The 26421-nt window shown below is 63.1% G+C and carries 29 protein-coding genes; 13 read left to right on the top strand and 16 right to left on the bottom strand.

What is annotated here, in order from left to right:
- Positions 1-8 precede the first annotated feature (8 nt).
- Complete coding sequence (ccoG, locus tag CAY82_RS14240; protein WP_087501780.1) at positions 9-1412, bottom strand: cytochrome c oxidase accessory protein CcoG; 1404 nt, start codon at positions 1410-1412, stop codon at positions 9-11.
- Positions 1413-1533: 121 nt separating this feature from the next.
- Positions 1534-1773 carry a DUF3203 family protein gene (locus tag CAY82_RS14235; RefSeq protein WP_087501779.1) on the bottom strand — a complete coding sequence of 80 codons (240 nt, stop codon included), beginning with the start codon at positions 1771-1773 and terminating at the stop codon, positions 1534-1536.
- A gap of 249 nt (positions 1774-2022) precedes the next feature.
- On the opposite strand from CAY82_RS14235, the gene CAY82_RS14230 reads away from it, so the two are divergent.
- Entirely contained in the window at positions 2023-2538 is a 516-nt protein-coding gene (locus tag CAY82_RS14230; protein WP_087501778.1) for an MgtC/SapB family protein, read from the top strand.
- A gap of 307 nt (positions 2539-2845) precedes the next feature.
- Here the strand turns inward: CAY82_RS14230 and CAY82_RS26110 are convergent, their stop codons facing one another.
- From CAY82_RS26110 to CAY82_RS14210, 4 genes are all read right to left on the bottom strand, one after another.
- Positions 2846-3049, bottom strand: a complete 204-nt coding sequence (locus tag CAY82_RS26110) for a hypothetical protein (RefSeq protein ID WP_140399110.1) — start codon at positions 3047-3049, stop codon at positions 2846-2848.
- A 22-nt stretch (positions 3050-3071) separates the two neighbouring features.
- Positions 3072-3971, bottom strand: coding sequence for a hydroxymethylglutaryl-CoA lyase (locus CAY82_RS14225; protein WP_087501777.1), 900 nt, complete (start codon positions 3969-3971; stop codon positions 3072-3074).
- Between the two features lie 19 nt (positions 3972-3990).
- Positions 3991-4389, bottom strand: a complete 399-nt coding sequence (locus tag CAY82_RS14220) for a MerR family DNA-binding transcriptional regulator (protein WP_013972930.1) — start codon at positions 4387-4389, stop codon at positions 3991-3993.
- 199 nt (positions 4390-4588) lie between these two features.
- Positions 4589-5467 (bottom strand): helix-turn-helix domain-containing protein, encoded by an 879-nt coding sequence (locus CAY82_RS14210; RefSeq protein WP_087501775.1) that lies wholly within the window; start codon positions 5465-5467, stop codon positions 4589-4591.
- A 172-nt stretch (positions 5468-5639) separates the two neighbouring features.
- On the opposite strand from CAY82_RS14210, the gene pobA reads away from it, so the two are divergent.
- From pobA to CAY82_RS14195, 3 genes are all read left to right on the top strand, one after another.
- A complete protein-coding gene (gene pobA / locus CAY82_RS14205) occupies positions 5640-6827 on the top strand; it encodes a 4-hydroxybenzoate 3-monooxygenase (protein WP_087501774.1) in 1188 nt (395 codons plus the stop codon).
- 95 nt (positions 6828-6922) lie between these two features.
- On the top strand, positions 6923-8713 hold the full coding sequence (gene ggt / locus CAY82_RS14200; protein WP_087501773.1) for a gamma-glutamyltransferase: 1791 nt from the start codon (positions 6923-6925) through the stop codon (positions 8711-8713).
- 71 nt (positions 8714-8784) lie between these two features.
- Positions 8785-9666 (top strand): LysR substrate-binding domain-containing protein, encoded by an 882-nt coding sequence (locus tag CAY82_RS14195; RefSeq protein WP_087501772.1) that lies wholly within the window; start codon positions 8785-8787, stop codon positions 9664-9666.
- Between the two features lie 7 nt (positions 9667-9673).
- Here CAY82_RS14195 and CAY82_RS14190 read toward each other — a convergent pair whose 3' ends face one another.
- On the bottom strand, positions 9674-10726 hold the full coding sequence (locus CAY82_RS14190) for an ornithine cyclodeaminase (protein WP_087501771.1): 1053 nt from the start codon (positions 10724-10726) through the stop codon (positions 9674-9676).
- 186 nt (positions 10727-10912) lie between these two features.
- On the opposite strand from CAY82_RS14190, the gene CAY82_RS14185 reads away from it, so the two are divergent.
- Positions 10913-11335: an Lrp/AsnC family transcriptional regulator gene (locus CAY82_RS14185; protein WP_087501770.1), complete on the top strand. Its 423-nt coding sequence runs from the start codon at positions 10913-10915 to the stop codon at positions 11333-11335.
- A 167-nt stretch (positions 11336-11502) separates the two neighbouring features.
- Here the strand turns inward: CAY82_RS14185 and CAY82_RS14180 are convergent, their stop codons facing one another.
- The 4 genes from CAY82_RS14180 to CAY82_RS14165 form a co-directional block, all read right to left on the bottom strand.
- On the bottom strand, positions 11503-12102 hold the full coding sequence (locus tag CAY82_RS14180; protein ID WP_087501769.1) for an START domain-containing protein: 600 nt from the start codon (positions 12100-12102) through the stop codon (positions 11503-11505).
- 160 nt (positions 12103-12262) lie between these two features.
- Positions 12263-13099 (bottom strand): bifunctional allantoicase/(S)-ureidoglycine aminohydrolase, encoded by an 837-nt coding sequence (locus CAY82_RS14175; protein ID WP_013972924.1) that lies wholly within the window; start codon positions 13097-13099, stop codon positions 12263-12265.
- A gap of 106 nt (positions 13100-13205) precedes the next feature.
- On the bottom strand, positions 13206-14597 hold the full coding sequence (locus CAY82_RS14170) for an LLM class flavin-dependent oxidoreductase (RefSeq protein ID WP_087501768.1): 1392 nt from the start codon (positions 14595-14597) through the stop codon (positions 13206-13208).
- A 16-nt stretch (positions 14598-14613) separates the two neighbouring features.
- Positions 14614-15594: an aliphatic sulfonate ABC transporter substrate-binding protein gene (locus CAY82_RS14165; protein WP_087501767.1), complete on the bottom strand. Its 981-nt coding sequence runs from the start codon at positions 15592-15594 to the stop codon at positions 14614-14616.
- Positions 15595-15822: 228 nt separating this feature from the next.
- Here CAY82_RS14165 and CAY82_RS14160 point away from each other — a divergent pair, with 228 nt between their 5' ends.
- Positions 15823-16506 carry a TetR/AcrR family transcriptional regulator gene (locus CAY82_RS14160; RefSeq protein ID WP_087501766.1) on the top strand — a complete coding sequence of 228 codons (684 nt, stop codon included), beginning with the start codon at positions 15823-15825 and terminating at the stop codon, positions 16504-16506.
- A 146-nt stretch (positions 16507-16652) separates the two neighbouring features.
- Here the strand turns inward: CAY82_RS14160 and CAY82_RS14155 are convergent, their stop codons facing one another.
- Positions 16653-17660, bottom strand: coding sequence for a GlxA family transcriptional regulator (locus tag CAY82_RS14155; protein ID WP_087501765.1), 1008 nt, complete (start codon positions 17658-17660; stop codon positions 16653-16655).
- Between the two features lie 160 nt (positions 17661-17820).
- Between CAY82_RS14155 and CAY82_RS14150 the strand changes: the two genes are divergently transcribed.
- Positions 17821-18291, top strand: coding sequence for an FAD/FMN-containing dehydrogenase (locus CAY82_RS14150; protein ID WP_087501764.1), 471 nt, complete (start codon positions 17821-17823; stop codon positions 18289-18291).
- A 224-nt stretch (positions 18292-18515) separates the two neighbouring features.
- Positions 18516-18728, top strand: coding sequence for a PLDc N-terminal domain-containing protein (locus CAY82_RS14145; protein ID WP_087501763.1), 213 nt, complete (start codon positions 18516-18518; stop codon positions 18726-18728).
- A gap of 44 nt (positions 18729-18772) precedes the next feature.
- Here the strand turns inward: CAY82_RS14145 and CAY82_RS14140 are convergent, their stop codons facing one another.
- Positions 18773-19099, bottom strand: a complete 327-nt coding sequence (locus CAY82_RS14140) for a hypothetical protein (RefSeq protein WP_087501762.1) — start codon at positions 19097-19099, stop codon at positions 18773-18775.
- Between the two features lie 228 nt (positions 19100-19327).
- Between CAY82_RS14140 and CAY82_RS14135 the strand changes: the two genes are divergently transcribed.
- Positions 19328-19738, top strand: coding sequence for a RidA family protein (locus CAY82_RS14135; protein WP_087501761.1), 411 nt, complete (start codon positions 19328-19330; stop codon positions 19736-19738).
- A 230-nt stretch (positions 19739-19968) separates the two neighbouring features.
- On the opposite strand, the gene CAY82_RS14130 is transcribed toward CAY82_RS14135, so the two are convergent.
- Positions 19969-20220, bottom strand: a complete 252-nt coding sequence (locus CAY82_RS14130) for a hypothetical protein (RefSeq protein WP_087501760.1) — start codon at positions 20218-20220, stop codon at positions 19969-19971.
- Between the two features lie 126 nt (positions 20221-20346).
- Here CAY82_RS14130 and CAY82_RS14125 point away from each other — a divergent pair, with 126 nt between their 5' ends.
- From CAY82_RS14125 to CAY82_RS14110, 3 genes are all read left to right on the top strand, one after another.
- Complete coding sequence (locus CAY82_RS14125) at positions 20347-21006, top strand: VIT1/CCC1 transporter family protein (RefSeq protein WP_087501759.1); 660 nt, start codon at positions 20347-20349, stop codon at positions 21004-21006.
- Positions 21007-21315: 309 nt separating this feature from the next.
- Positions 21316-22725 carry a DUF3300 domain-containing protein gene (locus CAY82_RS14115; RefSeq protein WP_087501757.1) on the top strand — a complete coding sequence of 470 codons (1410 nt, stop codon included), beginning with the start codon at positions 21316-21318 and terminating at the stop codon, positions 22723-22725.
- The gene (locus CAY82_RS14110; RefSeq protein WP_087501756.1) at positions 22722-23615 is read left to right on the top strand and encodes a DUF2950 domain-containing protein; all 894 of its coding nucleotides are present in this window, start codon (positions 22722-22724) and stop codon (positions 23613-23615) included. The genes CAY82_RS14115 and CAY82_RS14110 overlap by 4 nt, the downstream gene beginning before the upstream one ends.
- 29 nt (positions 23616-23644) lie before the next feature.
- Here CAY82_RS14110 and CAY82_RS14105 read toward each other — a convergent pair whose 3' ends face one another.
- Entirely contained in the window at positions 23645-24499 is an 855-nt protein-coding gene (locus CAY82_RS14105; protein ID WP_087501755.1) for a LysR family transcriptional regulator, read from the bottom strand.
- Positions 24500-24591: 92 nt separating this feature from the next.
- On the opposite strand from CAY82_RS14105, the gene CAY82_RS14100 reads away from it, so the two are divergent.
- A complete protein-coding gene (locus tag CAY82_RS14100) occupies positions 24592-25020 on the top strand; it encodes a multidrug/biocide efflux PACE transporter (RefSeq protein ID WP_087501754.1) in 429 nt (142 codons plus the stop codon).
- A 218-nt stretch (positions 25021-25238) separates the two neighbouring features.
- Here the strand turns inward: CAY82_RS14100 and CAY82_RS14095 are convergent, their stop codons facing one another.
- Positions 25239-26258 (bottom strand): branched-chain amino acid aminotransferase, encoded by a 1020-nt coding sequence (locus CAY82_RS14095; RefSeq protein ID WP_087501753.1) that lies wholly within the window; start codon positions 26256-26258, stop codon positions 25239-25241.
- Positions 26259-26421 lie beyond the last annotated feature (163 nt).

The following is a 26421-nucleotide window of genomic DNA, read 5'->3' as shown; positions in this document are numbered from 1 at the left end:
GTAAGGGATCAGCGGTACATCGGTGCGACGAAGCGGCTGTGGGCCACGCTGCGGATTGCGGGGTCGTCGCGCTCGCTGATTTCGAAGCTCAGCGTCTGCGAGCTGCTGGCCGGGCGCTCGGCCAGCATCGCCACCGACACCGGCAGTTCACTCATTTCACCGGCCGGGATCATGAACGAAGTCTTGCCCTGCAAGCTGAAGCCGTCGGCATCCAGCAGGCGCAGTTCGTAGTGCTGGGTGCGTTCGGTCTTGTTGATGACCTTGAGCAGGTAGATGTTCTCGATCTGGCCCTGGGCATTCTCGCGGAACAGGCCGCGGTCCTTGATCACGTCCAGCGACACCATCGGACGCATCTGCAAGGCCACTACCAGCGCCGCGATCATCACCCCCAGCGCGGCGGCGTAGCCCAGCAGGCGCGGGCGCAGCCAATGGGTGGTGTCACCTTGCAGGCTGCGTTCGGACTTGTAGCCGATCAGGCCACGAGCGTAGCCCATCTTGTCCATTACCCCGTCACAGGCATCGATGCACGCTGCACAACCGATGCACGCCATTTGCAGGCCATCGCGGATATCAATGCCGGTGGGGCACACCTGCACGCACAAGGTGCAGTCGATGCAGTCGCCCAGGCCCTGGGCGCGGGCGTCGCTGCCTTTCTTGCGCGGGCCACGGGCTTCGCCGCGACGCGGGTCGTAGGCGACTGCCAGGGTGTCCTTGTCGAACATCACGCTCTGGAAGCGCGCATAGGGGCACATGTGCAGGCACACCGCTTCGCGCAGCAGGCCGGCATTGATGTAGGTGGCGGCGGTGAAGAACAGCACCCAGAACAGCGCTACGCCGCCCAGTTGCAAGGTGAACAGTTCCGTGGCCAGTGGGCGGATCGGGGTGAAGTAGCCGACGAAGGTCAGCCCGGTGAGCACGCCAATGGCCAGCCACAGGCCGTGCTTCAATGTGCGACGGGCCAGTTTGTTCAGGCTCCAGGGCGCGGCGGCCAGCTTGATGCGCTGGTTGCGGTCACCCTCGGTGACCTTTTCGCACCACATGAACAGCCAGGTCCAGGTGCTCTGCGGGCAGCTGTAGCCGCACCACACGCGGCCGGCATACACGGTGATGGCGAACAGGCCGAAGGCGCAGATGATCAACAGTGCCGACAGCAGGATGAAGTCCTGCGGCCAGAAGGTGGCGCCGAAGATGTGGAACTTGCTGTTGCCCAGGTCCCACAGCACGGCCTGGCGGCCGTTCCAGTTCAGCCAGGCGGTGCCGAAGAACAGCACGAACAGGGCGCCGGCAAAGCCAATGCGCAGGTTGCGGTATAGCCCGGTGAAGCTGCGGGTATGGATGCCATTGTCGGTGCGGCGCGGCTGGGGGCTGGCTGGGGCGGTGGCGATCTCTGTGAAAGGGATTCTATCGTTCATGGCTCGGTGCTCATCAGGCCTCGATCAGGCATGAGCACTATGGCCCTGGGGCTGTTATCAGCACAGACTCAGATTTTGCGATAAAAACCATATCAGATTTTCGGGCAAGCCCCGCCAGGCCTCAAATTACCGAGCCTGGCGTGCTGGCCTTCAGATGCCTGCGGCTATCCACCGCACCCGCCACGGTCAGTGCATCGGCCTCGGCTTCGGTGATGGGAACACGCTGGCCCGCGAGCAGGGCCACGGACATGCGCAGCGCTTCGTCGGTGACGATTTCGATGGACGGGCCATCACCTTCGATGCGCAGGTCTTCGCCGATGAGGGTGCAGCGGCGGGTGGATTCGTCGATTTCAATGGGCATGGAGTGGTCCTCCTGGGGGTTACAGGGTGGACCACAGGGCGGGGCGGGTTGCTGCATCCGGAAGCTGAGCGGCACTTTGTCATTTGCTCGGAGGTCAACCCTTGCAGATGGCAGGCCCGGCCTTTTCGCGGGTAAACCCGCTCCCACAGGTACTGCATTGCATTGAAACTTGTGCAAACCCTGTGGGAGCGGGTTTACCCGCGAAGAGGCCGGCCCTGACAACACGATGCTTCGCATGGGAAGAAAGCAATGGACCTCATCTGGCAAGCAATCCAGGCCGAATTCGCCGATATCACCGACGAGCGCGAGGTCACGCAAATCCTCGTACGCCTGCTGATGGCAGCCCTGCTCGGTGCCGTGCTGGGCTTCGAGCGTGAGCACAAGGGCAAGTCCGCCGGTGTGCGCACGCATATGCTGGTTTCGCTGGGCGCCGCGCTGTTCGTGCTGGCGCCGAGCATGGCCGGGGCCGATGAGCAGGCGCTGAGCCGGGTGATCCAGGGCATTGTCGCCGGAATCGGTTTTCTTGGTGCGGGCACCATTCTCAAGGGGAACGGCCAGGACACCAGCCATGTGAAGGGCCTGACCACCGCCGCCGGGCTGTGGATGACCGCCGCCATCGGTACGGCAGCCGGCATGGGCCGCGAAGCCACGGCGTTGATCAGCACGATACTGGCCCTGCTGGTGCTGGGCACGATGCCGTTGCTGGTGGACAAGCTCGAAGGGCAGGATGAGGGGAAGCAGGAGGAGGAGGGCAGGAAGCACTGAGGGGAGCCGAAGCTCCCCTCAAAGCGTTGTTGCCTGCTCTTTTTATTATTGGGACCGGCCTGTTGTTGTTTTTGTCAGCCTGTCCTGGTGTTGCGGGCGACCCCCATGCGGGGTCAAGAGCAAACGTATTTTTTTGAGCGCTGACCTGCTTTCATCATTGCTGATCCGAACCTGGCTGCCGCTACCTTGAGGAGGTAGTTTTATTGTTCTCTGCCAGACCGCGGGGCGTACCCCTGAAAAGCGTGTCGACTCCAAAAAAATCTGCTTGCTACGCCTCTGCCGTGTTGTTCTTGTTATGTCAGAGCCGTTACCTGTTGTTTTTATTGGGTGTCACATTTTTTTTGTTTTTGTACCAGAGATATAGCAGGGTGCGTGCCAACTTTTTAAAATCTTTTAAAATCAATGGTTTGCTGATTTCAATCGAAATCGCTTGGCCTGAAATTCTGCCGATTTGTTTCCCTGTTACCCGATTTTTTGCTGTGAAACGTGGGGGCGGTAACACTTCACCCACACGTATGTGACACCCGTATGACTTATTGCGCGCTGCGCGCCCGTGCTACCCGCGACCCGTTGTCGCGGCCCAGCACGCTGCTGATGCGGCGGCCGGCGGCGATCAGCCGGTCCAGGTCGATGCCGGTTTCAATGCCCAGCCCCTGCAGCAGGTACACCACGTCCTCACTGGCGATATTGCCGGTAGCCCCTTTGGCGTAGGGGCAGCCGCCCAACCCGGCCACCGAGCTGTCGAACACGCTGATGCCTTCGAGCAGGCTGGCATACACGTTGGCCAGGGCCTGGCCATAGGTATCGTGGAAGTGCCCGGCCAGCTGCTCGCGCGGTACCTGTGCCGACACCACATCGAACAAGCGCCGGGTATCGCCGGCGGTACCGGTGCCGATGGTGTCGCCCAGCGATACCTCGTAGCAACCCATGTCGTGCAGGGCGCGGGCCACCGGGGCGACCTGCTCGGCGCTGACCTTGCCTTCATAGGGGCAGCCGAGTACGCACGACACATAGCCACGCACACGCACGCCGTGGTTGCGCGCCGCTTCCATGATCGGCTCGAAGCGCTTGAGGCTGTCGCTGATCGAGCAGTTGATGTTGCGTTGCGAAAAGGCTTCGGAGGCGGCCGCGAACACCGCCACTTCCTTCACCCCGGCGGCCAGGGCGTCCTCGAAACCGCGCAGGTTGGGTGCCAGCGCCGCATAGGTAACACCTGGGCGCTGGTGGATGCCGGCGAAAACATCGGCGGAGCCGGCCATCTGCGGCACCCACTTGGGCGAGACGAAACTGCCCACTTCGATATAGGCCAGGCCTGCCTCGGTGAGGTCGTCCACCAGGCGCACCTTGTCGGCGACGCTAATGGGCTGGGCTTCGTTCTGAAGGCCGTCGCGGGGGCCGACTTCGACCAGGCGGACGTGTTTGGGCAAGGACATGGCAGGTTTCCTGTGGTGTTCAGCGGTTGTCTTTGTTGTTCAGGGTGGCGGCCAGAGCCTGTTCACAGCGCTCTTGGGCGGTGTCCAGCTCCAGCTGCATCTGGTGGATGTCGAGCATCTGCTGTTCCAGCTGGGCGCGGCGTTCGGCGATTTTTGCCAGCATGCTGTTGAGTTGCTTGAGGTTGCCGCTTGAGGGGTCGTACAGCTCGATCAGCTCGCGGCATTCGGCCAGTGAAAAGCCGATGCGCTTGCCGCGCAGGATGAGCTTCAGGCTGACCTTGTCACGGGCCGAATAGATACGCTCCAGGCCTCGGCGCTCCGGGCTCAGCAGGCCCTGCTCCTCGTAGAAGCGGATGGCGCGGGTGGTGATGTCCAGCTCGCGGGACAGGTCGGAGATGCTGTAGGTCTGGGTGCTCATGCTGGGGCTCGGCGTAGGGTATGCGGGTATCCTGACGTCAGGTTGACGTATACGTCAAGCAGGGGCGCGGGACGTGTGTTGCCTGTGCCGGCCTCTTCGCGGGTAAACCCGCTCCCACAGGAAGTGCACAGACCTTGAGGGCACCGCCGTCCCTGTGGGAGCGGGTTTACCCGCGAACAGGCCGGCACAGGCGAAAAAATTACTCAGATAACCCAGACTTGCGATACGCATTCGGCGTCTGCCCACTCAACCGCTTGAACCACCGGGCAAAGTACGTCGGGTCGGTAAACCCCAGGCTATCCGACAACTGCCCGATACTCATCCGCGTATAAATCAGGTTGCGCCGTGCCTCCAGCAGCAAGCGCTGGTGCACCACCTGTAGCGCGGTCTGCCCACTCAGCGCCCGGCACAACTGGTTCAACTGCAAACTCGGAATATTCAACCGCGCGGCAAAATCCTCCACCGACAGGTGCTCACGGTAATGCGCCTCGACCAGGCGCAGGTACCGCCCGAGTAACTGGCGGTCACGCTCATCGCGGTTGCGCGGCGCCTGTCCCAGCTGCTGGCGGCGGCTGATCCACACCATCAGCGCCGTCACCAGCGCCTCGAGCAGGGCCGCCCGCGCCGGGCCGTTGCCCTGGTACTCCTGCTGCAGGGTATCGATCAGGCTGCGCAGGCGCACACGGTCCTGGCCCAGCGGGTAGCACGCCGCTTTCGCCAGTACCGCCAGCGGCGTACCCAGGCGCTGCTCCAGGTTCGCCACCAGTGCCGTGCCAAAGGTCAGCACATGCCCCTGGATATCGGCGCTGAAGCGAAAGCCGTGTACGGTCATGGGCGGCACCACCTGGATCGCCGCTTCGCTGATGGTGCTGCGCATCCCTTCGATCTCCACCTCGGCCCGGCCGCGCTGCACGTACAGCAACTGGAACAACTCGGCATGTTGGTGCGGCTTGATCTCCCAGTGGTGCAAACGGCTACGCGCCGGGATCGACTCGCAGTGCAGCAGGTCGGTGCCGGGCCAGGCCTGGTTTTCGCCATACAGCTTGAACAAGGGGACGCCGGGGAGGGTGGATTTCATGCAGGTTGGCCTGTGCGTTAATCGAACGTTTTTTGTAAAAGTGCAGGTTATGCATGGAATAGCACACTTCAATGGCTGTTTTTGCCAGTAAAAATGCAAGGGCAAACCCTAACAGCAGATGTCGCCCCACTGCCAGTCCAGGGCCGGCATCGTCAGCACAGAGACAACAACAATGAAAACTCAGGTCGCAATTATCGGGGCAGGTCCGTCTGGCCTGCTGCTGGGCCAACTTCTGCACAAGGCCGGTATCGATACGGTCATCGTCGAACGCCAGACGCCCGAGTACGTGCTCGGCCGCATCCGTGCCGGGGTTCTGGAGCAAGGCACCGTCGACCTGCTGCGTGAGGCCGGTGTGGCCGAGCGCATGGACCGTGAAGGCCTGGTACACGAAGGTGTCGAACTGCTGGTCGGCGGGCGCCGACAACGCCTGGACCTCAAGGCCCTGACCGGCGGCAAGACGGTGATGGTGTATGGCCAGACCGAAGTCACCCGTGACCTGATGCAGGCACGGCAAGCCAGCGGCGCGCCGATCATCTATTCGGCCAGCAATGTCCAGCCGCATGAACTCAAGGGCGAACGGCCCTACCTGACTTATGAAATAGACGGTCAGGTGCACAGGGTGGACTGCGACTACATCGCTGGCTGCGACGGTTTCCACGGCGTATCGCGGCAGAGCATTCCCGAAGGCATACTCAAGCAGTACGAGCGGGTATACCCGTTTGGCTGGCTGGGCATGCTGTCAGACACACCACCGGTCAACCATGAACTGATCTACGCCCACCACGAGCGCGGTTTCGTGCTGTGCAGCCAGCGTTCGCACACCCGTAGCCGCTACTATCTGCAGGTGCCGCTGGAAGAACAGGTGGAGGCGTGGTCCGACGAGCGTTTCTGGAAGGAGCTGAAGGCACGCTTGCCCGAAGACGTGGCTGCGCGCCTGGTCACCGGCCCGGCCCTGGAAAAGAGCATCGCGCCGCTGCGCAGCCTGGTGGTCGAGCCGATGCAGTATGGTCACCTGTTCCTGGTCGGTGACGCCGCGCACATCGTACCGCCGACCGGCGCCAAGGGCCTGAACCTGGCGGCATCGGACGTCAACTACCTGTACCGCATCCTGGTCAAGGTGTACCGCGAAGGGCGCACCGACCTGCTGCAGCAGTATTCGCCGCTGGCCCTGCGCCGGGTATGGAAAGGCGAGCGCTTCAGCTGGTTCATGACCCAGCTGCTGCATGACTTCGGCTGCCACAAGGACGCCTGGGACCAGAAGATGCAGGAGGCCGACCGCGAGTACTTCCTGACCTCGCCGGCGGGGCTGGTGAACATTGCCGAGAACTATGTAGGGCTGCCGTTCGAAGAAGTGGCCTGACCCGCCACCCTGGTAAAAACACGCCAGGGCTTGAAGTCAGGTTTGTGCATGACCGACAGTGCCTTGCTGAACAGGTAATGGCAGGAAGCACGACTATGACATTCTCCACCCCCCTGATGGGCGCCTTGTGCCTGGTAGCTGCCAGTGGCTGGGCCTGTGCCGACCAGGTGCTGCCCGCGCCACCGGAACTGGCCTCCGGCTACCGCACTGGCCTGCAACCGGTGCATGCCAGCCGGCACATGGCCGCCGCCGCCAATCCGCTGGCCAGCGAAGCGGGGCGGGCGATGCTGCGTGCCGGTGGTAGCGCCATCGACGCGGCTATCGCCATGCAGATGGTGCTGACCCTGGTCGAACCGCAATCCAGCGGGATTGGCGGCGGGGCTTTCATCCTCTACTGGGATGGCCGGCGCGTGCAGGCGTTCGACGGCCGCGAGGCAGCCCCGGCGGCGGTGACGGAAAACCTGTTCCTGCAAGCCGATGGTTCACCGATGCCATTCAGGGCGGCGCAGATTGGCGGGCGTTCGGTCGGCGTGCCAGGGGTTCTGCGTGCTTTGAAGCTGGCCCATGAGCAGTACGGCAAGCTGCCCTGGCGCGACCTGTTCGCCCCAGCCATTGCGCTGGCACGTAACGGTTTCGCGGTTTCCGAACGCCTTCATACCCTGGTCGCTGGCGACCCGTTCATTGCCGGTTCACCGGCCATGGCCCGCTATTTCCTGGATGAACAGGGCAACCCGCTGCCGGTGGGGACTACCTTGCGCAACCCTGAGCTTGCGCAAACTTTCGAGCAGATTGCTGCGCAGGGCCCCGAGGTGTTCTACAGCGGCGAGATCGCCGAAGCCATCGTCGCCAAGGTTCGCAGCCATGCCAATGCTGGCTACCTGTCGTTACAGGATATGCAGCAGTACCAGGCCAGGGCGCGCGAGCCGCTGTGCGGCCCTTACAAGGCCTGGCGCATCTGTGGCATGCCGCCACCCTCGTCGGGCGGCGTGGCAGTGCTGCAGACCCTGGGCATCCTGGAAGCACTGCAGCGGACTTCGCCGCAACGCGACCTTGCAGTCATGCGGCCGCTGCGCACTTCGTCAGCTGCCGGCCTGGAAGCCACGCCGATGGCCGTGCACCTGGTTACCGAGGCCGAGCGCCTGGCCTATGCCGACCGCGCCCAGTACCTGGCCGACAGCGATTACGTGCCGGTTCCGCTCAAGGCCCTGACCGACTCCGCGTACCTGGCCAGCCGCGCCGCGCAGATTGGCAAGTACAGCATGAAACGCGCCCGCCCGGGGCAGCCGCAGGGTGCGGATCTGGCCCTTGCGCCTGACCGCTCGCCACTGCGCATTTCCACCTCGCACCTGAGTGCGGTGGATAACCGCGGCCAAGCTCTGGCCATGACCACGTCGGTGGAGGCGGCATTCGGCTCGCACCTGATGGTCAAGGGCTTTCTGCTCAACAACCACCTGACTGACTTCTCGTTCATCCCTCAGGAACAGGGCAAGCCCGTGGCCAACCGGGTGCAACCGGGCAAGCGGCCGCTGTCGGCCATGGCGCCGACCCTGGTGTTCTCGCGAACCTCTGGCGAGCTGGTGGCCAGCCTTGGCTCGCCCGGCGGTTCGCAGATCATCGGCTATGTGAACAAGGCGCTGATCGGCCTGCTGGATTGGCAGCTCGACCCGCAGCAGGCCGCAGGCCTGCCTAACTTCGGTAGCCGTAATGCCGGTACCGAGGTAGAGGCGGGGCTGGCCAGCCCGACGCTGATCCACCAGTTGGCGGCCTGGGGGCATGAGGTGACGCCGATGACCATGACCAGTGGCCTGCAGGTCATCCAGCGCAGTGGTGAAGGTTGGTCGGGCGGTGCCGACCCTCGGCGCGAAGGCGTGGCACTCGGCGACTAGGCGGTGTGCATTGCGGCGTAGCAGGTAGCGTGATAGAAGTCAGTCTTGCCATTCAGAAGTTGAATATCAAGATGTCCATCAGCGCGAAATCGAATAGGGCCCTGTTCGACCTCGACCTGCTGCGCGCCATAGTCGTGGTGGCCGATTGCGGCAGCTTCACCACGGCTGCTGCCCGCCTGCACTCCACCCAATCGACCATCAGCCAGAAGGTGCGCCGTCTTGAGGATATGGTTGGCCACCGTCTGCTGGTGCGTGGTAATCGCGATGTGCTGCCGACCGATGCCGGGCAGACCCTGCTTGGCTATGCCCGGCACATGCTGGCCCTCAACGACCAGATGCTCGAAGCCCTGGCCGGTGCGATGGTTGGCGTGACCGTGCGCCTTGGGGTGCCCGAGGACTTCGTGGGCGGGCGTACCACCAATGCACTATCGGCGTTCAGCCGGCTGCACCCACAGGTGAAGCTGGAAGTGACCAGCGGCCTGTGCCGCGACCTCAGCCAGGCCTACGACAACGGTGAGCTCGACCTGGTGTTGCTCAAGCAGCGGCGCAACAGTCGCGAAGGCGTGGCCTGCTGGCCCGAGCGCCTGCAGTGGATCGACAGCGCGCGCACGCCCGCCTTCGAGCTGGACCCGGTACCGCTGGTGACCTTCCCGCCTCGCGGCCTGTACCGCGACGACATGATTACCGCCATCGAAGGCATGGGCCGGCGTTGGCGCATCAGCTTCACCAGCTCCAGCCTCAGCGGCATCCAGGCTGCAGTCGCCGATGGCATGGGCGTCAGCCTGCTGCCGCCACGGGCAGCCACTGGCGAGCACCGGGTGCTGGGGGCAGAACAGGGGCTGCCGGAGGTCGACAGCTATGAAATCGTCATTGTCCACCGGCCGACGGCGGATGTGATGGTCAAGGCGTTGGCCGAGGTGATGACGCAATTGCTTGCAGGCGGCGGGATCTGACGATTTGTCAGGCAACGCGTCGGATACGGCTTTTGGCAGCGCGGCCGCGGGTATGGCTGAACAGGTCTTTCGGGTCGTCTTCCACCCATGGCACCAGGTCGATCTTGCTACCCATGCCGCGTTTTTCGGCTTGCTGTAGTACGTACCGTAGTACGGTGTAGTCTTCCAGGGCGAAGCCCACCGAGTCGAACACGGTGACCTGGCCGTCGTTCTGGCGGCCCTCGGTTTCGCCGCGCAGCACGCGCCACAGGTCGACCACCGGGAAGTCCGCGGGCAACTGCTGGATGTCACCTTCGATGCGGGTTTGCGGCTCGTACTCGACGAATACCCGGGCGTTGCGCAGCACATCGGCATGCAGCTCGGTCTTGCCCGGGCAGTCGCCCCCAACGGCATTCAGGTGCATGCCGGGTTCGAGCATGTCGGGGGTGATGATGGTGGCGTAGGCCTTGTCGGCGGTTACCGTGGTGATGACGTCCACGCCTCTCACCGCTTCGGCCACCGAGCCGGCGCGGCGGATCGTGAGGCCGCTATATTCCTTCAGGTTGGCGATCAGCTTGGCGGTGGCCTGCGGGTCGGTGTCGTAGGCGACGATTTCTTCGATGCCCAGATGCTTGTGGAAGGCCAGTGCCTGGAATTCGCTTTGTGCACCGTTGCCGATCAACGCCATCCTGCGCGAGTTCGGCCGTGCTAGCGCCTGGGCCGCCATCAGCGAGGTGGCCGCAGTGCGCAAGGCAGTCGCGATGGTCAGTTCGGATAGCAGCACCGGGTAGCCGGTGTCGACATCGGCCAGCACGCCGAAGGCCATTACCGTATGCAGGTCGCGGGCGGTGTTGGCCGGATGGCCGTTGACGTATTTGAAGGCGTAGCGGCTGTTGTCGGCAACCGGCATCAGTTCGATCACACCGACTTCTGAATGGCTGGCAACACGCGCGGATTTATCAAACTCCTGCCAGCGTTTGAAATCTTCGCGAATGGCTGCGGCCAGTTCGCCAATGAACGGCGCTACGCCAATGTCATGCACCAAGTCCGACATGGTTGGAACATCAATGAAATACGTCATGCTCTTGCACCTGATTATTGCGCTCTCACTCCAGTCACTGCAGGATGAACGCTTGAGATTGTTGTAGTGGCATGAGCATTTTGATGAAAGGTTGCGTCAAGATGAAGCGAGCAGGTTGCCAGTTTCATCAGCTTTCTAGACAATCTGCCACCCAAAAATAGCAATCTGATTATTTGGCAGGCATCCATGGATACTATCGATCGGGAACTGATTGCACTGTTGCGGGATAACGCGCGTACCCCCGTCCTGACCCTGGCGAAGAAGCTCAAGGTGGCCAGGGCAACCGTGCAAAACCGCATCACCCGACTTGAAGAGCAGGGCGTGATCATCGGCTACACGGTACGCCTGCGCTCCGATGCGCTGGAACAGGGCGTACGGGCGATCACCAGCATTGGCATCAGCGGCCACCACGCCGCAGAGGTCAAGCACGCGTTGCGTGGGCATCCCAACGTGGTGGCCATCCATAGCACCAATGGCCGCTGGGACCTGATGGCAGAGCTGCGTGCAGACACCCTGGAGGCCTTCGACCGGGCGTTGAACGCCATCCGCTCGATACCGCACATCGAAAATACCGAAACCAGTATCCTGCTCTCGACTTACAAGATGTAATCGCTGGGTCAAGCCTGCTGGCGGGTGCCTTGCGCAAACTGTCACCCAGGCTTTTCAAACTGCACAAAATCCCTTTGGCTGTGTGCATTCTGTAGCGCTCCGCTTGAGCCATGCCGCTGGCAGAATCAAGCGGCTTTCGCGGGACTGTAGCGGGCGGGCCTCTTATTTCAGGGCTGGCGCTCGGCCACCGCCCGCAAGGTGCGCAACGTCACCACTGGCGCATCCACCACAAACCGGTTGGCCAGCCACCCCGGCACATCCCCGGCAGGGTCGGCCTGCAGTTGGTAGGTCACTTCGGTCTTGCGTTCACCCAGCGGTTTCATCCGCCACTCGCCGCTGAGGTGCTGTACACGGATCAGCCCCTTTACTCTGGGGATCCTGCCGGGGTCGGCGCTCAGGTGGCGCAGCAGCGTGCCATCATCCAGGCGTTCGGTCGTGACCTTCAGCACGATGTCCCGCGGCATCGTCGGCCAAGGCAGGTTGGTGGTCAGGTACACCCAGGTGTTTTCGCCTTCCACATCCAGCAAGCGCATCTCGGCGCAGGCGTACAGCCACTTGCAGGCCACCCGCAGGTTCTCCTGCAGGTCGGTGAGCGTGCGAACGCTGGCTTTCATGGTGCTGATACCACGGAATTGCTGATAGGGCGAGTCGGCCACGCCACTCAGGTACACGCGGATGCCTTCGCGGTCGTAGGCCAGGTTCCACTCATCGGCGGCTGAGACGGGGGTACAGAGCAGCAGGGCGGCGAGCAGCAGGCAGCGGTTCATGGCTGGTACCGCGCGAGGGCAGGGTTTTCAGTATGTGGCCACTGGGGCTGCTTTGCAGCCCTTTCGCGACACAAGGCCGCTCCCACAGGGTTCGGCGTACGCCGTACTTTTGTGGGAGCGGCCTTGTGTCGCGAAAGGGGCGCAAAGCGCCCCCAATGCATCAACGCTTAGGGTTCAGCGTCAGGTGCACGTGACGGTTCACATCCTTGTACAGCAGGTAGCTGAACTTGCCTGGGCCGCCGGCGTAGCAGGCTTGTGGGCAGAAGGCGCGCAGCCACATGAAGTCGCCGGCTTCCACTTCGACCCAGTCCTGGTTCAGGCGGTACACCGCCTTGCCTTCCAGCACGTACAGGCCGTGTTCCATCACGTGGGTCTCGGCGAACGGGATCACGCCGCCCGGCTGGAAGGTGACGATGTTCACGTGCATGTCGTGGCGCATGTCGGCCATGTCGACGAAGCGGGTGGTGACCCAGCGGCCTTCGGTGCCCGGCATTTCGATGACGGTGGCGTTGTCACGGTGGGTAACGAACGACTCGGGAACGTCCAGGCCTTCGACCTTCTGGTAGTGCTTGCGCAGCCAGTGGAAGGTGACGTTGGACTTGCTGTTGTTGCGCAGGCTCCACTCGGCGCCCGGGGCCAGGAAGGCGTAGCCGCCCGGTACCAGGGTGTGGTGCTTGCCTTCGACGGTGATGTCCAGTTCGCCTTCGACGATGAACACCACGGCTTCGGCGTTCGGGTCCAGCTCAGGGCGCTCGCTGCCGCCTTCCGGGGCCACTTCGACGATGTACTGGGAGAAGGTTTCGGCAAAGCCGGTCAGTGGGCGGGCGATGACCCACATGCGCATCTTGTCCCAGAACGGCAGGTGGCTGGTGACGATGTCACGCATCACGCCTTTGGGGATGACGGCATAGGCTTCGGTGAACATGGCACGGTCAGTCAGCAGCTCGGTCTGAGCTGGGTGCCCACCGTGGGGGGCGAAGTACGAATGGTTCGACATGGACGATCTCGACTTGTTGTTCTCTCCCCATGCCGTGAACCGCACCGGCCGGTGCGGCGCAGGGGATGTGGCGACAGAATAGGGTCGAGCGCGCGCCATCTACAAATTAAATGTTGGAATACCCGGTATTTGCCGGCTGAATGCGAACCTGACGGCCAGCGTGCCCTTCCTGCAAGCGGTCGCCCTGGCCGAACAGCTTGTGGCGCAAGGTGCCGTCAGCATAGCTCAGCGGGTAGCGGCCACGGCGTTGCAGTTCTGGCACCAGCAGCTCGACCACATGGGCCAGGTCGTCTGGTTGCACCGCGTAGGTCAGGTTGAAGCCATCGATGCCGGTCTGGTCCAGCCAGCTTTCCAGCTGGTCGGCCACCTCGCTGGCAGCACCCACCAGCACCGGGCCACGGCCACCCAGGCCAACGAATTCGGCAGCCTCGCGCACGGTCCAGCGGCGGTTCGGATCGGCGGCGGTGAAGGCGGCCAGGGCCGCGCGGCCGGCGTCGTTCTCGACGTATTCGATGGGCGCATCGGGATCGAGGCCGGCAAAGTCGATGCCGGTCCAGCCTGACAGCAGCGCCAGGGCGGCGTCCAGGTCGACATAGCGGCGGTACTCGGCGAAGCGCGCCTCGGCTTCCTCCCTGGTGGGGGCGACGATCAACAGCGCCTGGGCGTAGATCAGCACCTCGTCACGGTCACGCCCGGCTGCCTGGCCGGCCTGGCGGATGCCATCGGCGTAGCGGCGCAGTACCGTGGGGGTCGGCCCGCTGATGAACACGCATTCGGCATGCCGCGCTGCGAACTGCTGGCCGCGCGCCGAAGCACCGGCCTGGAACAGCACCGGCGTGCGTTGCGGCGAAGGTTGGCATAGGTGTATGCCAGCTATCTGGAAGTGCTCGCCTACATGGTTGATGGGGTGCACCCGGGAGGGTTCGATGTAGCGCGCGCTGTCACGCTCCAGCAGCACTGCGTCATCGTCCCAGCTTTTCTCCCACAGCTTGTACAGCACCTGCAGGTATTCCTCGGCCAGGTCATAGCGTTGGTCGTGGCCCAGCTGACGCGCCAGGCCCAGGTTGCGCGCGGCGCTGTCGAGGTAGCCGGTGACGATGTTCCAGCCGACCCTGCCATTGCTCAGGTGGTCGAGCGTGGACATGCGCCGGGCGAAGGGGTAGGGGTGTTCATAGGTGAGCGAGAAGGTGACGCCGAACCCCAGGTGCTCGGTAACCCCGGCCATGGCCGGCACCAGCAGCAGAGGGTCGTTGACCGGCACCTGCACGCCACCGCGCAGGGCGGCATCGGGGCCGCCCTGGTAGACGTCGTAGATACCCAGCACATCGGCGATGAACAGGGCGTCGAACAGGCCGCGTTCGAGCAGGCGCGCAAGGTCGGTCCAGTAGCTTAGGCGGTTGAAGGCCACGCTGGTGTTGCGCGGGTGGCGCCACAGACCGGGGGACTGGTGGCTGGCGGCATTCATGCTGAAGGCGTTGAAGCGGATCGGGCGGGGCATGGTGGGCGTACTCCGCTCAAGGCAATACGGAAGCCGGGTAGACCGCGTCGGCCACCTGCAGCTTCCGTGGAATCAGGCCCAGGCTCTGGAAGGTATCGGCCAGCTTCTGTTGCTCGGCAACGATCTGCGGGGTAATGGCCACGGCGTTGTAGTTGCGCCGTTCGCTAGCCACTTGCAGTACGTTGGCGTTGATCCCCAGTTGCGGGGCCAGCAGTGTGGCGACTTCCGCAGGCTTGGCATTGGCCCACTGGCTGACCTTGCCCAGTTCGCTGAAGAAAGTCTTCAGCAAATCGCGGTGCTGGTCGGCGAAGCTGGCGGTGGACAGGTAGAAGGTGCGGTTGTTGGACAGGCCGCTGCCGTCGCGCAGGTTCTTCAGGCCCGGCTGGCTTTCTGCGGCGGCGAGGAACGGGTCCCACAGGGTCACGGCCTGGACGCTGCCCGATTGCAGTGCGGCGACGGCATCGGCGGCGTTGTTGACGTAGGCCGGGGTGATGTCCTGGTAGCTGAGGCCGGCCTGCTCCAGGGCAACGGCAAGCAGGTACTGGGCGTTCCAGCCGCGGCCGGTGGCCACGCGCTTGCCCTTGAGGTCTTGCACGCTGGCCAGGTGATCCTGCTCGCGCACCACCAGACCGATGCCGCGTGGGTAAGGTTGTTCGGCGGCCAGGTACACCACCGGCTTGCCTGCAGCCTGGGCGAACACCGAGGGGGCGTCGGCGGCATGGCCAAGGTCGATGGCGCCGGTGCTCAGGGCTTCGAGCAACTGCGGGCCGGCGGCGAACTCGTGCCAGCTGACTGTCACGCCTTGCGGCGCCAGGGCCTTCTCCAGGGCGCCGCTGCCCTTGAGGATGTTGATGCTGTTGAACTTCTGGTAGCCGATGCGCAGGGTCTTGGCCTCGTCGGCAAGGGCTTCAGACCAGGGCAGCAGGGTGCTGGCGACGCTGGCCAGCAGGCCGCCGATCAGCAGGCGGCGCAGGGGGGAGAAGGCGCGGGTGGCCATGGGTATTGCTCCTTGGATCGGGTGGGAAACGATGCGCCCAGACTAAGGAGGAGGTGCTCGGCTTTCAATTTTTATATTCCCGTTCGTTAGATTGTTTTGTTATTTTTATATCCATTTGTTTTGTGATGATGCGTCCGGCCTGATGGCTACCCGACCAACAGCGCGCTTCCCTGCATGGCCATGCTCGCGGATAATCCCTTCATTCCAATGAACAGCCTGTGAGTGGGTATGAGTGATTCCGTAGTCAGCCTCGGCCAGCCTGAAACCGAAGGGGGGCGCAAGACGCGCAAGAACAACCCCGAAAAAACGCGCGAGGACATCCTCCAGGCCGCCATCAACGAGTTCGTCCAGCAAGGGCTGGCTGGTGCCCGCGTCGACGCCATCGCCGAGCGCACTGCCACCTCCAAGCGCATGATCTACTACTACTTCGGCAGCAAGGAGCAGCTGTACTGCGAGTGCCTGGTCAAACTGTACGGCGATATTCGCAAGACCGAGCAAAGCCTGGACCTGGAGTCGCTGCCGGCCGAGCAGGCGATCCGCCGGCTGGTGGAGTTCACCTTCGATCACCACGACCGCAACGTCGATTTCGTGCGAATCATCTGCACCGAAAACATCCACTATGGCGAGTATGTCAAACAGTCGCCGGCGATTCGCGAAATGAGCAGCCTGGTGCTCGAGGCCCTGGGCAATACCCTGCGCCGCGGTGTACAGGAAGGCGTGTTTCGCGCCGGCATCGAGGTCATTGACCTGCACATGCTGATGAGTTCGTTCTGCTTCTACCGGGTTTCGAACCGTCATACTTTCGGGGAGATATTCCAGATCGACCTGTCCGATGAACAGGTCAAGCTGCGTCACAAGGCCATGATCTGCGATGCTGTGCTGCGGTATATCCAGATCGAGCGCCGCCCCTGAACGTTATCCAGTGCCTGGCTGGCCTCTTCGCGGGTAAACCCGCTCCCACAGGATCACCGCTGTCCCAAAGATTCGCACAGTACCTGTGGGAGCGGGTTTACCCGCGAAAGGGCCGGCCCAGGCGACACCTCAACAAGCCTTGAACCTCACTCGCCCAACCGCTGCTCGCGTGACGGCGGGTATCCAAAGTAAGCTGCATAGCATTTGCTGAAGTGCGACACCGAAACAAACCCGCAGGCCACGGCCACTTCCATCACTGACAGGTCGGAATACTGCAGCAGCCGGCGGCTTTTGGTGATGCGCAGTTCCATGTAGTAACGCCGCGGCGAAGTACCCAGCTGGGCCTGGAAAAGGCGGTCGATCTGCCGACGCGAGCGCCCGCTGTAGGCGGCCAGCTGGTCGAGGCTGAGGGTTTCCTCGAGGTTGTTCTCCATCAGCTCGACGATGGTGCGCAGGTGCAGGCTCATGGATTTCTTCGCTCCCGGGCCGACCTGCCGGTAGCGGGCACCGGAGAACGACAGGATCTCCTCGACGCCTTCGGCCAGGCCGTCGCCGTATAGCCGGCGCACCAGGCCGAGCATCAGCTCCATCGCGCCATTGGGGCTGGCGGCGCTGAGGCGGTCGCGGTCGAGGGTGAAGCTGGCCGGGGTGATGCGTGTCTGCGGGCTGCGCTCGGACAGGCTGGCACGCTGCTCGGGGTGGATACTGCAGCCATAGTCGTCCAGCACCCCGGCGCGGCCGAGGAACCACGCGCCGTTCCACAGCCCGCCGAGGGCCATGCCGTGGGCCGCGCAATCACCCAGCAGGCGGTCAAGCTCCGGGTACTTCAATGGCGTACGCAAGCCGCCGCAGATCACCAGCAGGTCCAGATCCTTCAGCGCCTCGGCGGACAACTCGGTGGCCACCAGTTCCAACCCCAGGTCGCTGAGCACGCGGTCGCCTTGCAGCGACAGCGGGGTGAACCGGAAACTGTCGGCGCGCAGCAAGTTGGCCGTGACCAGCACGTCCATGGCCACGGTGAAGCTGGCCATCGAGAAATGTTCGAGCAAAACGAAATCGACCCGATAGGGGGACTGGGCATTGGCGCTGGTGGACTTCAGCCGCAACATGTTGCTGGTGCTGGTCTTCTTGCTGAACTGGCGTGGCGTGGGCACTCTGGACTCCGCTTCCTGGCTGGCCTCGAGAGTGTGGCGGGTGGCTGGGGGAAAGACAATCTCCCGGGTGGCCGCGTCGTATTCGAGGTCGCGTTCAGGCAACCTGTCAGGCTTGGACCGTTACCGCTATGCTGATGTCCCGTCTCTGAGGATGCCCTTGATGAAGTACGCCACTGCCCTGTTGCTTTGCCTGATGCCATTGCTGGCCAATGCCCTGGAGCCGGGCGACAAGCTCGCCCCATGGACGCTGCTCGACCAGTACGACCAGGCCTATAGCCTTGATGCCGGTACACACATTCTGCTGGTGGCGCGCGACATGGACGGTGCCAAGCTGGTGAAGGCGGCGCTGGCCGAACAGCCCAAGGGTTACCTGGAGGCGCGCGATGCGGTGTTCGTTGCCGACATCCAGCGCATGCCGGCGCTGATCAGCAAGCTGTTCGCCATTCCCGCCATGCGTGATTACAGCTATCGGGTGCTGCTTGACCGTGACGGGCGGGTGGCCAGCCGTTATCCCGGGCAGGATGGCCAGGTGCAGTGGCTGCAGTTGGAGCAGGGCACGCTGGTGAGTCAGCGGGCGTTTACCGATGCCCAGGCGTTGAAGGCGGCGCTGGAGACTGCACCACGGCATTGAGAGCTGTCACTGCTCCCTGTAGGAGCGGCCTTGTGTCGCGATGGGCTGCAAAGCAGCCCCCTGCGGTCTTTCGTAGGGCAAAAATCCTGGGGCTGCTGCGCAGCCCATCGCGACACAAGGCCGCTCCTACAAAGGGCCGCGGTGCCATACCGCCGGCCAAATCAATCTGAACCCTCGGCAGCCTCTGCAACCCAACCCATTACATGCCAAATGGGAGAGCGCTCATGGAAATCGGAACGATCTGGATCATCATCGCGGCCTTTGTAGTCCTGCTGGAAGTCTGGGCCATCTGGCACATCATCGGCAGCGACCGGCGCGCCGAGCGCAAGATGTTGTGGATCGTCTTCGTGGTCTACGCGCCATTCCCCGGCTTGCTGTTCTGGGCCTGGCGCGGGCCTCGGGCAGTCAAGGGCAGGGCAGTACTACAGGAAAAATGACGGTGTGCGGCATCAGACGCGGGGGCGCCTGATGCCGTCGATGTTCACTTGGGCAGGATGTCGAAGCGAATGGCTGACCCCAGCCCATCCACCATCAGGCAACCGTAGAACTGCACGGTCGACAGCACACGCAGTTGCTTGAGTGCTTCATGGATGTAGTTGCGAAACAGCTTTTCGGCCTCGCGCTTGCGGTCTGCGTGTGTGGTGCTTTTGAGTGTGATCACCCCGAGCAAGGTGGTTTCAATGTGCTCGACGGTGTCCAGGCCCATCTTCTCGCGCAGATGCAGGCGCGCCTGCGCCGCATCGGTTTCATCTCGGGCAGGGTTGTTTGGCTTGATGGTATAGGCCAGTTGAAAATCATATTTGCTCATCGCTTTATCCTTCTTAAGTACAGGCGTCCATGCCGGGCCTTGCAATCTAGCGCCTGGCGACCACTGCGCATACAGACGCGTGGTTCAGAGGATCCAGTGCGCTGTGCGAAACGTCCTACCCTGCGGCGCCTGCTTCGCAAGCAAGCCCGCTTCCACAATCCGCGCTTGACCTCGAGTTAACTCGAGGTCTGATACTCCGTCACTCTTTCAACTGATGGAGGGCTTACCGTGAGCCATTCAACCGCATTCCAGCTGAGCAACCCCGAAGGTCTGTACGACCCCAGCGGTAATGCCTACTCCCATGTCGCCGAGGTTCATGCCGATAGCCGCCTGCTGTTCATCGCCGGCCAGGGCGGAGAGGACCACAACGGGCAGCTGTCGCCGCTGTTTGCCGAACAGGCGCGTCAGGCGCTGGCCAACCTGGAGATTGCCCTGGCCTCGAAAGGCGCCAGCCTGGCCCAGGTGTTCAAGCTGACCCTTCTGATCGTCGAGCATTCCGAGACACGACTGCGTCAGTGGGTAGCCGAGGCTGACAGGGCCTGGGGCCCACACATGAAACCGACCTGCACGCTGATACCGGTACCCCGGTTGGCGCTGGACGGCATGCTGGTGGAGATCGAGGCGGTGGCAGCGGTATAGATCCGGGCGATTCGGTGGTGGCGTCAGATAAACACTCTGTTGTATATCGGTGCTGGCCCTAAAAGCATGGCCGCTATGACAACAACTGATCTCAGAGGTGCCCACACCATGAGCATCGGCACCACCACGACTGTCGGGGCATGCAATGCTTGGCTGACTATAATGGATCAACCCTCACCTCGTAGCCCAACCTGAGCGGGTAACGGGAGGGAACCGCCGGGAAGCTTCACTCAGCCTTTGGTCGAACGGTCGGCGTCGGCAGCTTCGGACACCACAGGCAGGTTGCCGGCACGCTGGATCACCCGACGTTGCTGCTCGTAGTCGTCCAGCGACAGGCCACGGCGTTGCAGTGCTTCCAGTTGCAGTTGACGGGTTTCTTCGGCGCTGTAGGGGCGCAGTTCGGGGTGGCTGGCACAGCCGCTGGTGATGGCGATGGCAAAAACGGCAAGGGTGACGGACAGCAGGCGGGCCAGGGTGTTCATCAGGTAGCTCCAGAGGCCGGGTCATGTGCGGCGAGTCGATGGAGCTAGCTTATTCGGCCATGTCGTTCGGCAGAAATTGCCATTCTCGATAGTGACTATCGATGGTTCCAGGGGCCGGAGGGTGCGATGGGACAAGACGAGCAACCGCGCAAATGGGGCGTGCTGGAACCGATCGACCGGATCACCGAAGTCATCTTCGGCCTGTTGATGGCAATGACCTTCATCGGCTCGCTTAGCGTGGCCACGGCAGGGCGCGAAGATGCCCGGCTGATGCTGATTGCCGCGTTCGGCTGCAACCTGGCCTGGGGCCTGGCTGATGCGGTCATTTATTTGCTGCGTACCTGGACCGAGCGCACCCGCAGTCGGACCTTGCTGGCCCGCCTGCAAGCCGGTGATGTCAGCCAGGGGCGCAGGCTGATTGCCGATGCGCTACCTGAACGCATTGGCCGGGCTCTGGATGAAGACGGGCTGGAGATGCTGCGCGGGCGGATGCTGCGCGATGCTGCCCGCCCGCTGCCAGCACGCCTGGGGCTGGATGATTTCAAGGCTGCATTGGCCACTTTCCTGCTGGTGGTACTGGCGACCTTCCCGATGGTCATCCCGTTCCTGCTGATCGAGACCACTGGTATAGCCATCCGGGTGTCGAACCTGGTCGCCCTGGCCATGCTCTTCCTTGCGGGCTGGCTGCTGGCACGCTACTCCGGTGGCCGCACCCTGTTGACCGGCATGGTGCTGGCAGTAGTCGGGGCGTCACTGATCGTGGCGATCATCGCCCTGGGCGGATGAGCACCGCCTGCTCTCATAGAACTGCACATGACTCATTGAATTAGCACGGACCGTGTGGCAGCGGCTTGAGCCGCGAACACCGGCGCAGCCGGTGCCATGCAGCGCGTTGGATTCTTCGTGGCTAAAGCCGCTCCCACAGGGTACGCGGGCCGCTTGCAAATTCAGTTCTCTACGCGACAGCGCAGTCCATACAGATCTCAGCAACCACCTCCACCCTTAGAGCGCGAAAAGTTTGCGCCCCCGCATCTGGCCAAAAGCAGCGCCGTTGCTACCCTTAACCCACGCGGTCCGACCTCATGGGGAGATGCGATGCGTATGCCATTGTTAGCCGTCCTGGCGGCGGTCCTGTATCTGGGCGCCATGCCTGGCCTGGTGCTGGCAGAAGATGTTCCTGCCCCCGACCCGGCACCGCAAGCCGACACGGTCGCGGCCAAGGACCCGGTGTTCACCCAGGAGCAACTGGACCAGATGCTCGCGCCCATCGCGCTGTACCCCGATGCGCTGCTGGCCCAGGTGTTGATGGCTTCCACCTATCCGGGGCAGGTGAGCGAAGCGGTGACCTGGTCCAAGGCTAACCCGAAGGCCTCCGGCGACGCCGCCGTCAAGAAGGTGGCGAACCAACCCTGGGACCCAAGTGTACAAGCGCTGGTGGCCTTCCCGCAGGTGCTGGCGGCCCTTGGGCAAGACCCGGTCTGGGTGCAGCGCCTGGGCGACGCCTTCCTTGCGCAACCCGACGATGTGATGGGCGGCGTGCAGCGCCTGCGTCACCAGGCCCAGGCCGCCGGCAACCTGCAGAGCAACCAGTACCAGAACGTGACCGTGCAGACCGCCCCGGCACCGGCTTCCGGCGGCAGCAGCACCCAGGTGGTTACGGCCAGCAGCCCGCCCACCACCATCATCATCGAGCCGGCCGACCCGCAAGTGGTGTACGTGCCCAGCTACAACCCGACCACCACCTACGGCACCTGGGCCTACCCGGCCTCGCCGCCGGTGTACTACCCGCCACCGCCCATGTACTACCCCGGTTCGGCGCTGGTGGCGGGCCTGGCCTTCGGCACCGGCGTGGCGATCGTCGCCTCGCTGTGGGGCGACTGTGACTGGGACAACAACGACATCGACATCGACGTCAACCGCTACAACAACATCAACGCCAACAACCGCATCACCAACAACCAGAACAAATGGCAGCACAACGCCGCCAACCGCGACGGCGTGCCGTACCGCGACTCCCGTAGCCGCCAGCAGTACGGCCGCCAATTGGACGGTGCCACCCAGCGTACTGCCTTCCGTGGTGACGACGCACGGCGCGCCCAGGCACGGGACAAGGCCAGGGCGTCGATGGACCGGGCCGGTATCGAACGGCCCGCTACCAGCAACCGCCAGGCACGTCAGCAAATGCGTGAGGCGCAGGCGGGCAATGCGGTTGGCAATCGTATGCAATCCCGTGGCGACAATGTGAGGAGTACCGAGCGTCGACAGGAAACCCGCACTGCCCAAGAGCGGCAGCAAGTAGCCCGAAACCGACCTGCCAATGCCGCTGGCCGTGCCCGTAACAACGCCTTCGATGGTGTGCGCTCGCCGTCGCGTACCAGCGCTCAGGCCAGTCGCGGTCGCACCAGCTTGTCGTTTGCTCAGCGACCAAGTGCTTCACGTGCCTCCGGGCACCAGATCTCACGGCCCAGTGCACCCGTTCGTCGGGGCGGAGGAGGTCGTCGATGAACCATTCGGCATTTGCAGCACTGCTGCTTACGACAGGTTTGGCCTTGACATCCCTGGCCGTTGCCCAGGAAAGCTTCCCGACGCCGGAGAGGGCAGTGGAGTCCTTTGTTGCTGCGCTGGGCGCGGAAAAACCTGACGAGGCTCGCTTGGCCCAGTTGCTGGGTGATGACTGGCGTACCTACATCCCGCGCGGCGGCGTGCAACGCAGCGACGTGGACACCTTCCTGGCGCAGTATCACACGCAGCACCGCATCGACATGGCAGGCGAGGGCAAGGCTGTCCTGGCGGTGGGCAACGATCACTGGACCTTGCCCATTCCTCTGACCAAAGGCAGCCAGGGCTGGCGCTTCGACCTCAAGGCCGGCAGCGCCGAAATCCGCGCCCGGCGCATTGGCCGCAACGAACTGGGCGTTCTGCAGTCGCTGCTGGCCTATCACGATGCACAGATGGACTACGCCACCCAGGACCACAATGGCAATGGTGCATTGGAGTATGCGCAGAAAATTTTCAGCGAACCCGGCAAGCATGACGGCTTGTATTGGGATGACGACGGAGACGGCCAAGTCAGCCCGCTGGGGCCACTGTTTGGCCGGGATGTGGTGGGTGATGCCTGGTATGGCTATCACTTCCGCATCCTCGATGCTCAAGGCCCATCCGCCCCTGGCGGCGCCTACAGCTACCTGATCGGCAACCAGATGAGCCGAGGCTTCGCCATGGTTGCCTGGCCGGCCAAGTACGATGACACCGGGGTGATGAGCTTCATGATCAGCCATGACGGCGAGGTGTTCGAGAAAGACCTCGGGCCACACGGGGACAAGCTGGCCAAGGAGATGAAGCGCTTCGACCCGGATGACAGCTGGAAGGTGTTAGATGTGCCTGCAGGGGATTGACTCTGTGGGAAATGGCAAGCAATGAAGGTCTATTGTCCCAGCATCTGCTGCACCAGCCACTGCCCCGCCGGCCCGAGCGCGCGCCGGCTCGACCAGGCCACGTCCATGTCAACCCGTCGCGGGTACCCGGCCACCTGCAACTCCACCAGTCCACTGCCAAACCGTGCCACCAGCGCCCTGGGCAGTTCGGCCCAGCCGAACCCGCGCACGGCGAACTCCAGCAGGGTGAGGTAATCCGGTGCCGACCAGGCCTGGCCGCGACCGTGGTGCAGGCTGGGGGCATAGGTCTTGATATACAGCTGCCGTACGCTCTCCAGGTGCTGCATCTGCACCTGAGGCAAAGTTGCCAATGGATGCCCGCTGGCCACGTACACGCCAAACTCGGCCTGCTCGGGCAAGCGCGCCACGGCAACGTCTGCGGGGTAGCTGGGTTGCGTGGCAAGAATGCCGATGTGTGCCAGGCCCTGCTGGATCAGCTCGATCACATCGGCATCTTCCGACGGGCCGCAGCGCAGTTCGGTATGCGGATAGTGCTGGGCGAAGCGGGCCATCACCGCGCCCTGGAAGGTCACGCTGTAGCTGTCCGACATCACCACCGAGACCAGTGCCTCGACATTTTCTGCCAGGCGCACCGCCAGGGCATCGAGCCGGGCGCTGGCATCGAGGATCGCCTCGACATGGCTCAGCACCTGCCGCCCAGCCTCGTTCAGCGAGGGGTGGCGGCCGCCACGGTCGAACAGCGGGCAACCCACATCGGCCTCGAAATTGGCGATGGCAATGCTGATGGTGGACTGGCTTTTGCGCAGCTTGCGCGCCGCAGCGGAAAACGAACCCAGCGATGCGGCTTCGACAAAGGCGACCAGAGCTTCGGGTGAGTAGCGCATGGTATTGATAAAACCGATGGTAGCTATTTCGCGAGTATCGGTTCTGTCAAAGAAAATAGGAAGCACGTCTCACGCAATGGATGGAATTTGCAATGAAAAACGTGTCTTTCACCGAACGCCTGGTTCACGCCGTCGGTTATGAAGTGTTCGCCGTGCTGCTGTGCGCGCCGCTATTGTCCTGGATCATGGGCAAGTCGCTGGCGACAGCGGGGGCGCTGGCGGTGACCCTTTCGGTGATCGCCATGCTGTGGAACATGGTCTACAACGCACTGGTCGATCGCTACGTGCAGGCTGAGCGCATTCACTGGAAAGCAGGCGCACGCTTCGTGCACGGCCTGGGCTTCGAGGCCGGGCTGGTGGTGTGGTGCCTGCCGGTGGCGGCATGGATGCTGGATATTTCGTTGCTGCAGGCATTGATGGTGGAGTTGGGTTTCTTCGTGATCATCTTGCCCTACACCGTGCTGTACAACTGGGCCTTCGACAAAGCCCGGCACCTGCTGATGCAGCGCCGCCTTGCATAAATGTTTTGCCGATGCAGGCCCCATTGTGGGAGCGGCCTTGTGTCGCGAAAGGGCTGCAGAGCAGCCCCAGAAATTTATGCAACTGCGCTGAATTCCTAGGGCCGCTTTGCGGCCCTTTCGCGACACAAGGCCGCTCCCACAATGGTGCCCGCGTCAACCAATGAAAAACGGGGCATGCCATCGCTGGCATGCCCCGTTTTTCAAACCGCCAGAGCGCCTCAGGCGACTTTGACGATCCAGCCTGCTGGTGCTTCGATATCACCGCTCTGGATACCGGTCAGCTCGTTGTAGAGCTTCTGGGTAACCGGGCCGACCTTTTCCAGGTCGTGGAACACGTGCAGCTTGCCGTTGTACTCGATGCCGCCGATCGGGGTGATCACCGCTGCTGTACCGCAGGCGCCGGCTTCGACGAAACGGTCCAGCTTGTTGATTTCCACATCGCCTTCGATCACGGTCAGGCCCAGGCGCGATTGCGCCAGTTCCATCAGCGACAGGCGGGTGATGCCTGGCAGCACCGAGGCCGATTTCGGGGTGACGAACTCGTTGTTGGCGGTGATGCCGAAGAAGTTTGCCGAACCGACTTCCTCGATCTTGGTGTGGGTCAGCGGGTCGAGGTAGATGGCGTCGGCGAAATTGGCTTTCTTCGCTTCAGCGCCCGGCTGCAGGCTGGCCGCGTAGTTGCCACCGACCTTGGCCGCACCGGTGCCTTGCGGGGCGGCGCGGTCGAAGCTGGAGATCTGGAAGTTGTGCGGCTTCATGCCGCCCTTGAAGTACGAGCCCACCGGGATGGCGAAGATCGAGAAGATGAACTCGGGGGCGGTGCGCACGCCAATGTTGTCACCGGTGCCGATCACGAACGGGCGCAGGTAGAGGGCGCCTTTGCCATGCGGCGGCACGAACTTCTCGTTGGCCTTGACCACTTGCTTGCACGCCTCGATGAACACATCGGTCGGCACCTGCGGCATCAGCAGGCGGGCGCAGCTGCGCTGCATGCGGGCGGCGTTCTGGTCCGGGCGGAACAGGTTGATCGAACCGTCCTTGCAACGGTAGGCCTTGAGGCCTTCGAAGCACTGCTGGCCGTAGTGCAGGGCAGTGGAGCCTTCACTGATGTGCAGTACGTTGTCTTCGGTCAGGGTGCCTTTGTCCCACTCGCCATTGCGCCATACGGACAGGTAGCGTTTGTCGGTCTTGATGTAGTCGAAACCGAGCTTGTCCCAATTAATGCTTTCGTTGCTCATGACACCCTCATTGTCTTGCAGGTGCCCGATCGCTCGGGCTGCTGTTATATGCGCACCACGCCACCATAATACATCCGTGGCAGATCGGGAACGGCCAGTCACGAATTGATAGCCTGCGATGCATTGATTACGGCCCGGCACAGGTATTGCAGTGGGGCTGGGA

It is taken from the genome of Pseudomonas sp. SID14000, assembly GCF_002165135.1.
Taxonomy (GTDB): Bacteria; Pseudomonadota; Gammaproteobacteria; order Pseudomonadales; family Pseudomonadaceae; genus Aquipseudomonas.
Note: the sequence above shows the minus strand (reverse complement) of the source record. Positions and strands in the feature narration are given on the sequence as shown.

Bases quoted from the DNA above. Each gene is read 5' to 3' on its own strand.
- ggt (WP_087501773.1), top strand. From the start codon at position 6,923: ATGACATTCTCCACCCCCCTGATGGGCGCCTTGTGCCTGGTAGCTGCC.
- CAY82_RS14190 (WP_087501771.1), bottom strand. From the start codon at position 10,726: ATGACGTATTTCATTGATGTTCCAACCATGTCGGACTTGGTGCATGAC.
- CAY82_RS14125 (WP_087501759.1), top strand. From the start codon at position 20,347: ATGGGACAAGACGAGCAACCGCGCAAATGGGGCGTGCTGGAACCGATC.
- CAY82_RS14165 (WP_087501767.1), bottom strand. From the start codon at position 15,594: ATGGCCACCCGCGCCTTCTCCCCCCTGCGCCGCCTGCTGATCGGCGGC.
- CAY82_RS14130 (WP_087501760.1), bottom strand. From the start codon at position 20,220: ATGAACACCCTGGCCCGCCTGCTGTCCGTCACCCTTGCCGTTTTTGCC.
- CAY82_RS14220 (WP_013972930.1), bottom strand. From the start codon at position 4,389: ATGAGCACCCAGACCTACAGCATCTCCGACCTGTCCCGCGAGCTGGAC.
- CAY82_RS14100 (WP_087501754.1), top strand. From the start codon at position 24,592: ATGAAAAACGTGTCTTTCACCGAACGCCTGGTTCACGCCGTCGGTTAT.
- CAY82_RS14095 (WP_087501753.1), bottom strand. From the start codon at position 26,258: ATGAGCAACGAAAGCATTAATTGGGACAAGCTCGGTTTCGACTACATC.
- CAY82_RS14150 (WP_087501764.1), top strand. From the start codon at position 17,821: ATGAAGTACGCCACTGCCCTGTTGCTTTGCCTGATGCCATTGCTGGCC.
- CAY82_RS14115 (WP_087501757.1), top strand. From the start codon at position 21,316: ATGCGTATGCCATTGTTAGCCGTCCTGGCGGCGGTCCTGTATCTGGGC.
- CAY82_RS14185 (WP_087501770.1), top strand. From the start codon at position 10,913: ATGGATACTATCGATCGGGAACTGATTGCACTGTTGCGGGATAACGCG.
- pobA (WP_087501774.1), top strand. From the start codon at position 5,640: ATGAAAACTCAGGTCGCAATTATCGGGGCAGGTCCGTCTGGCCTGCTG.
- CAY82_RS14235 (WP_087501779.1), bottom strand. From the start codon at position 1,773: ATGCCCATTGAAATCGACGAATCCACCCGCCGCTGCACCCTCATCGGC.
- CAY82_RS14225 (WP_087501777.1), bottom strand. From the start codon at position 3,971: ATGTCCTTGCCCAAACACGTCCGCCTGGTCGAAGTCGGCCCCCGCGAC.
- CAY82_RS14110 (WP_087501756.1), top strand. From the start codon at position 22,722: ATGAACCATTCGGCATTTGCAGCACTGCTGCTTACGACAGGTTTGGCC.
- CAY82_RS14195 (WP_087501772.1), top strand. From the start codon at position 8,785: ATGTCCATCAGCGCGAAATCGAATAGGGCCCTGTTCGACCTCGACCTG.
- CAY82_RS14140 (WP_087501762.1), bottom strand. From the start codon at position 19,099: ATGAGCAAATATGATTTTCAACTGGCCTATACCATCAAGCCAAACAAC.
- CAY82_RS14170 (WP_087501768.1), bottom strand. From the start codon at position 14,597: ATGCCCCGCCCGATCCGCTTCAACGCCTTCAGCATGAATGCCGCCAGC.
- CAY82_RS14160 (WP_087501766.1), top strand. From the start codon at position 15,823: ATGAGTGATTCCGTAGTCAGCCTCGGCCAGCCTGAAACCGAAGGGGGG.
- CAY82_RS14210 (WP_087501775.1), bottom strand. From the start codon at position 5,467: ATGAAATCCACCCTCCCCGGCGTCCCCTTGTTCAAGCTGTATGGCGAA.
- CAY82_RS14180 (WP_087501769.1), bottom strand. From the start codon at position 12,102: ATGAACCGCTGCCTGCTGCTCGCCGCCCTGCTGCTCTGTACCCCCGTC.
- CAY82_RS14145 (WP_087501763.1), top strand. From the start codon at position 18,516: ATGGAAATCGGAACGATCTGGATCATCATCGCGGCCTTTGTAGTCCTG.
- CAY82_RS14175 (WP_013972924.1), bottom strand. From the start codon at position 13,099: ATGTCGAACCATTCGTACTTCGCCCCCCACGGTGGGCACCCAGCTCAG.
- ccoG (WP_087501780.1), bottom strand. From the start codon at position 1,412: ATGAACGATAGAATCCCTTTCACAGAGATCGCCACCGCCCCAGCCAGC.
- CAY82_RS14105 (WP_087501755.1), bottom strand. From the start codon at position 24,499: ATGCGCTACTCACCCGAAGCTCTGGTCGCCTTTGTCGAAGCCGCATCG.
- CAY82_RS14230 (WP_087501778.1), top strand. From the start codon at position 2,023: ATGGACCTCATCTGGCAAGCAATCCAGGCCGAATTCGCCGATATCACC.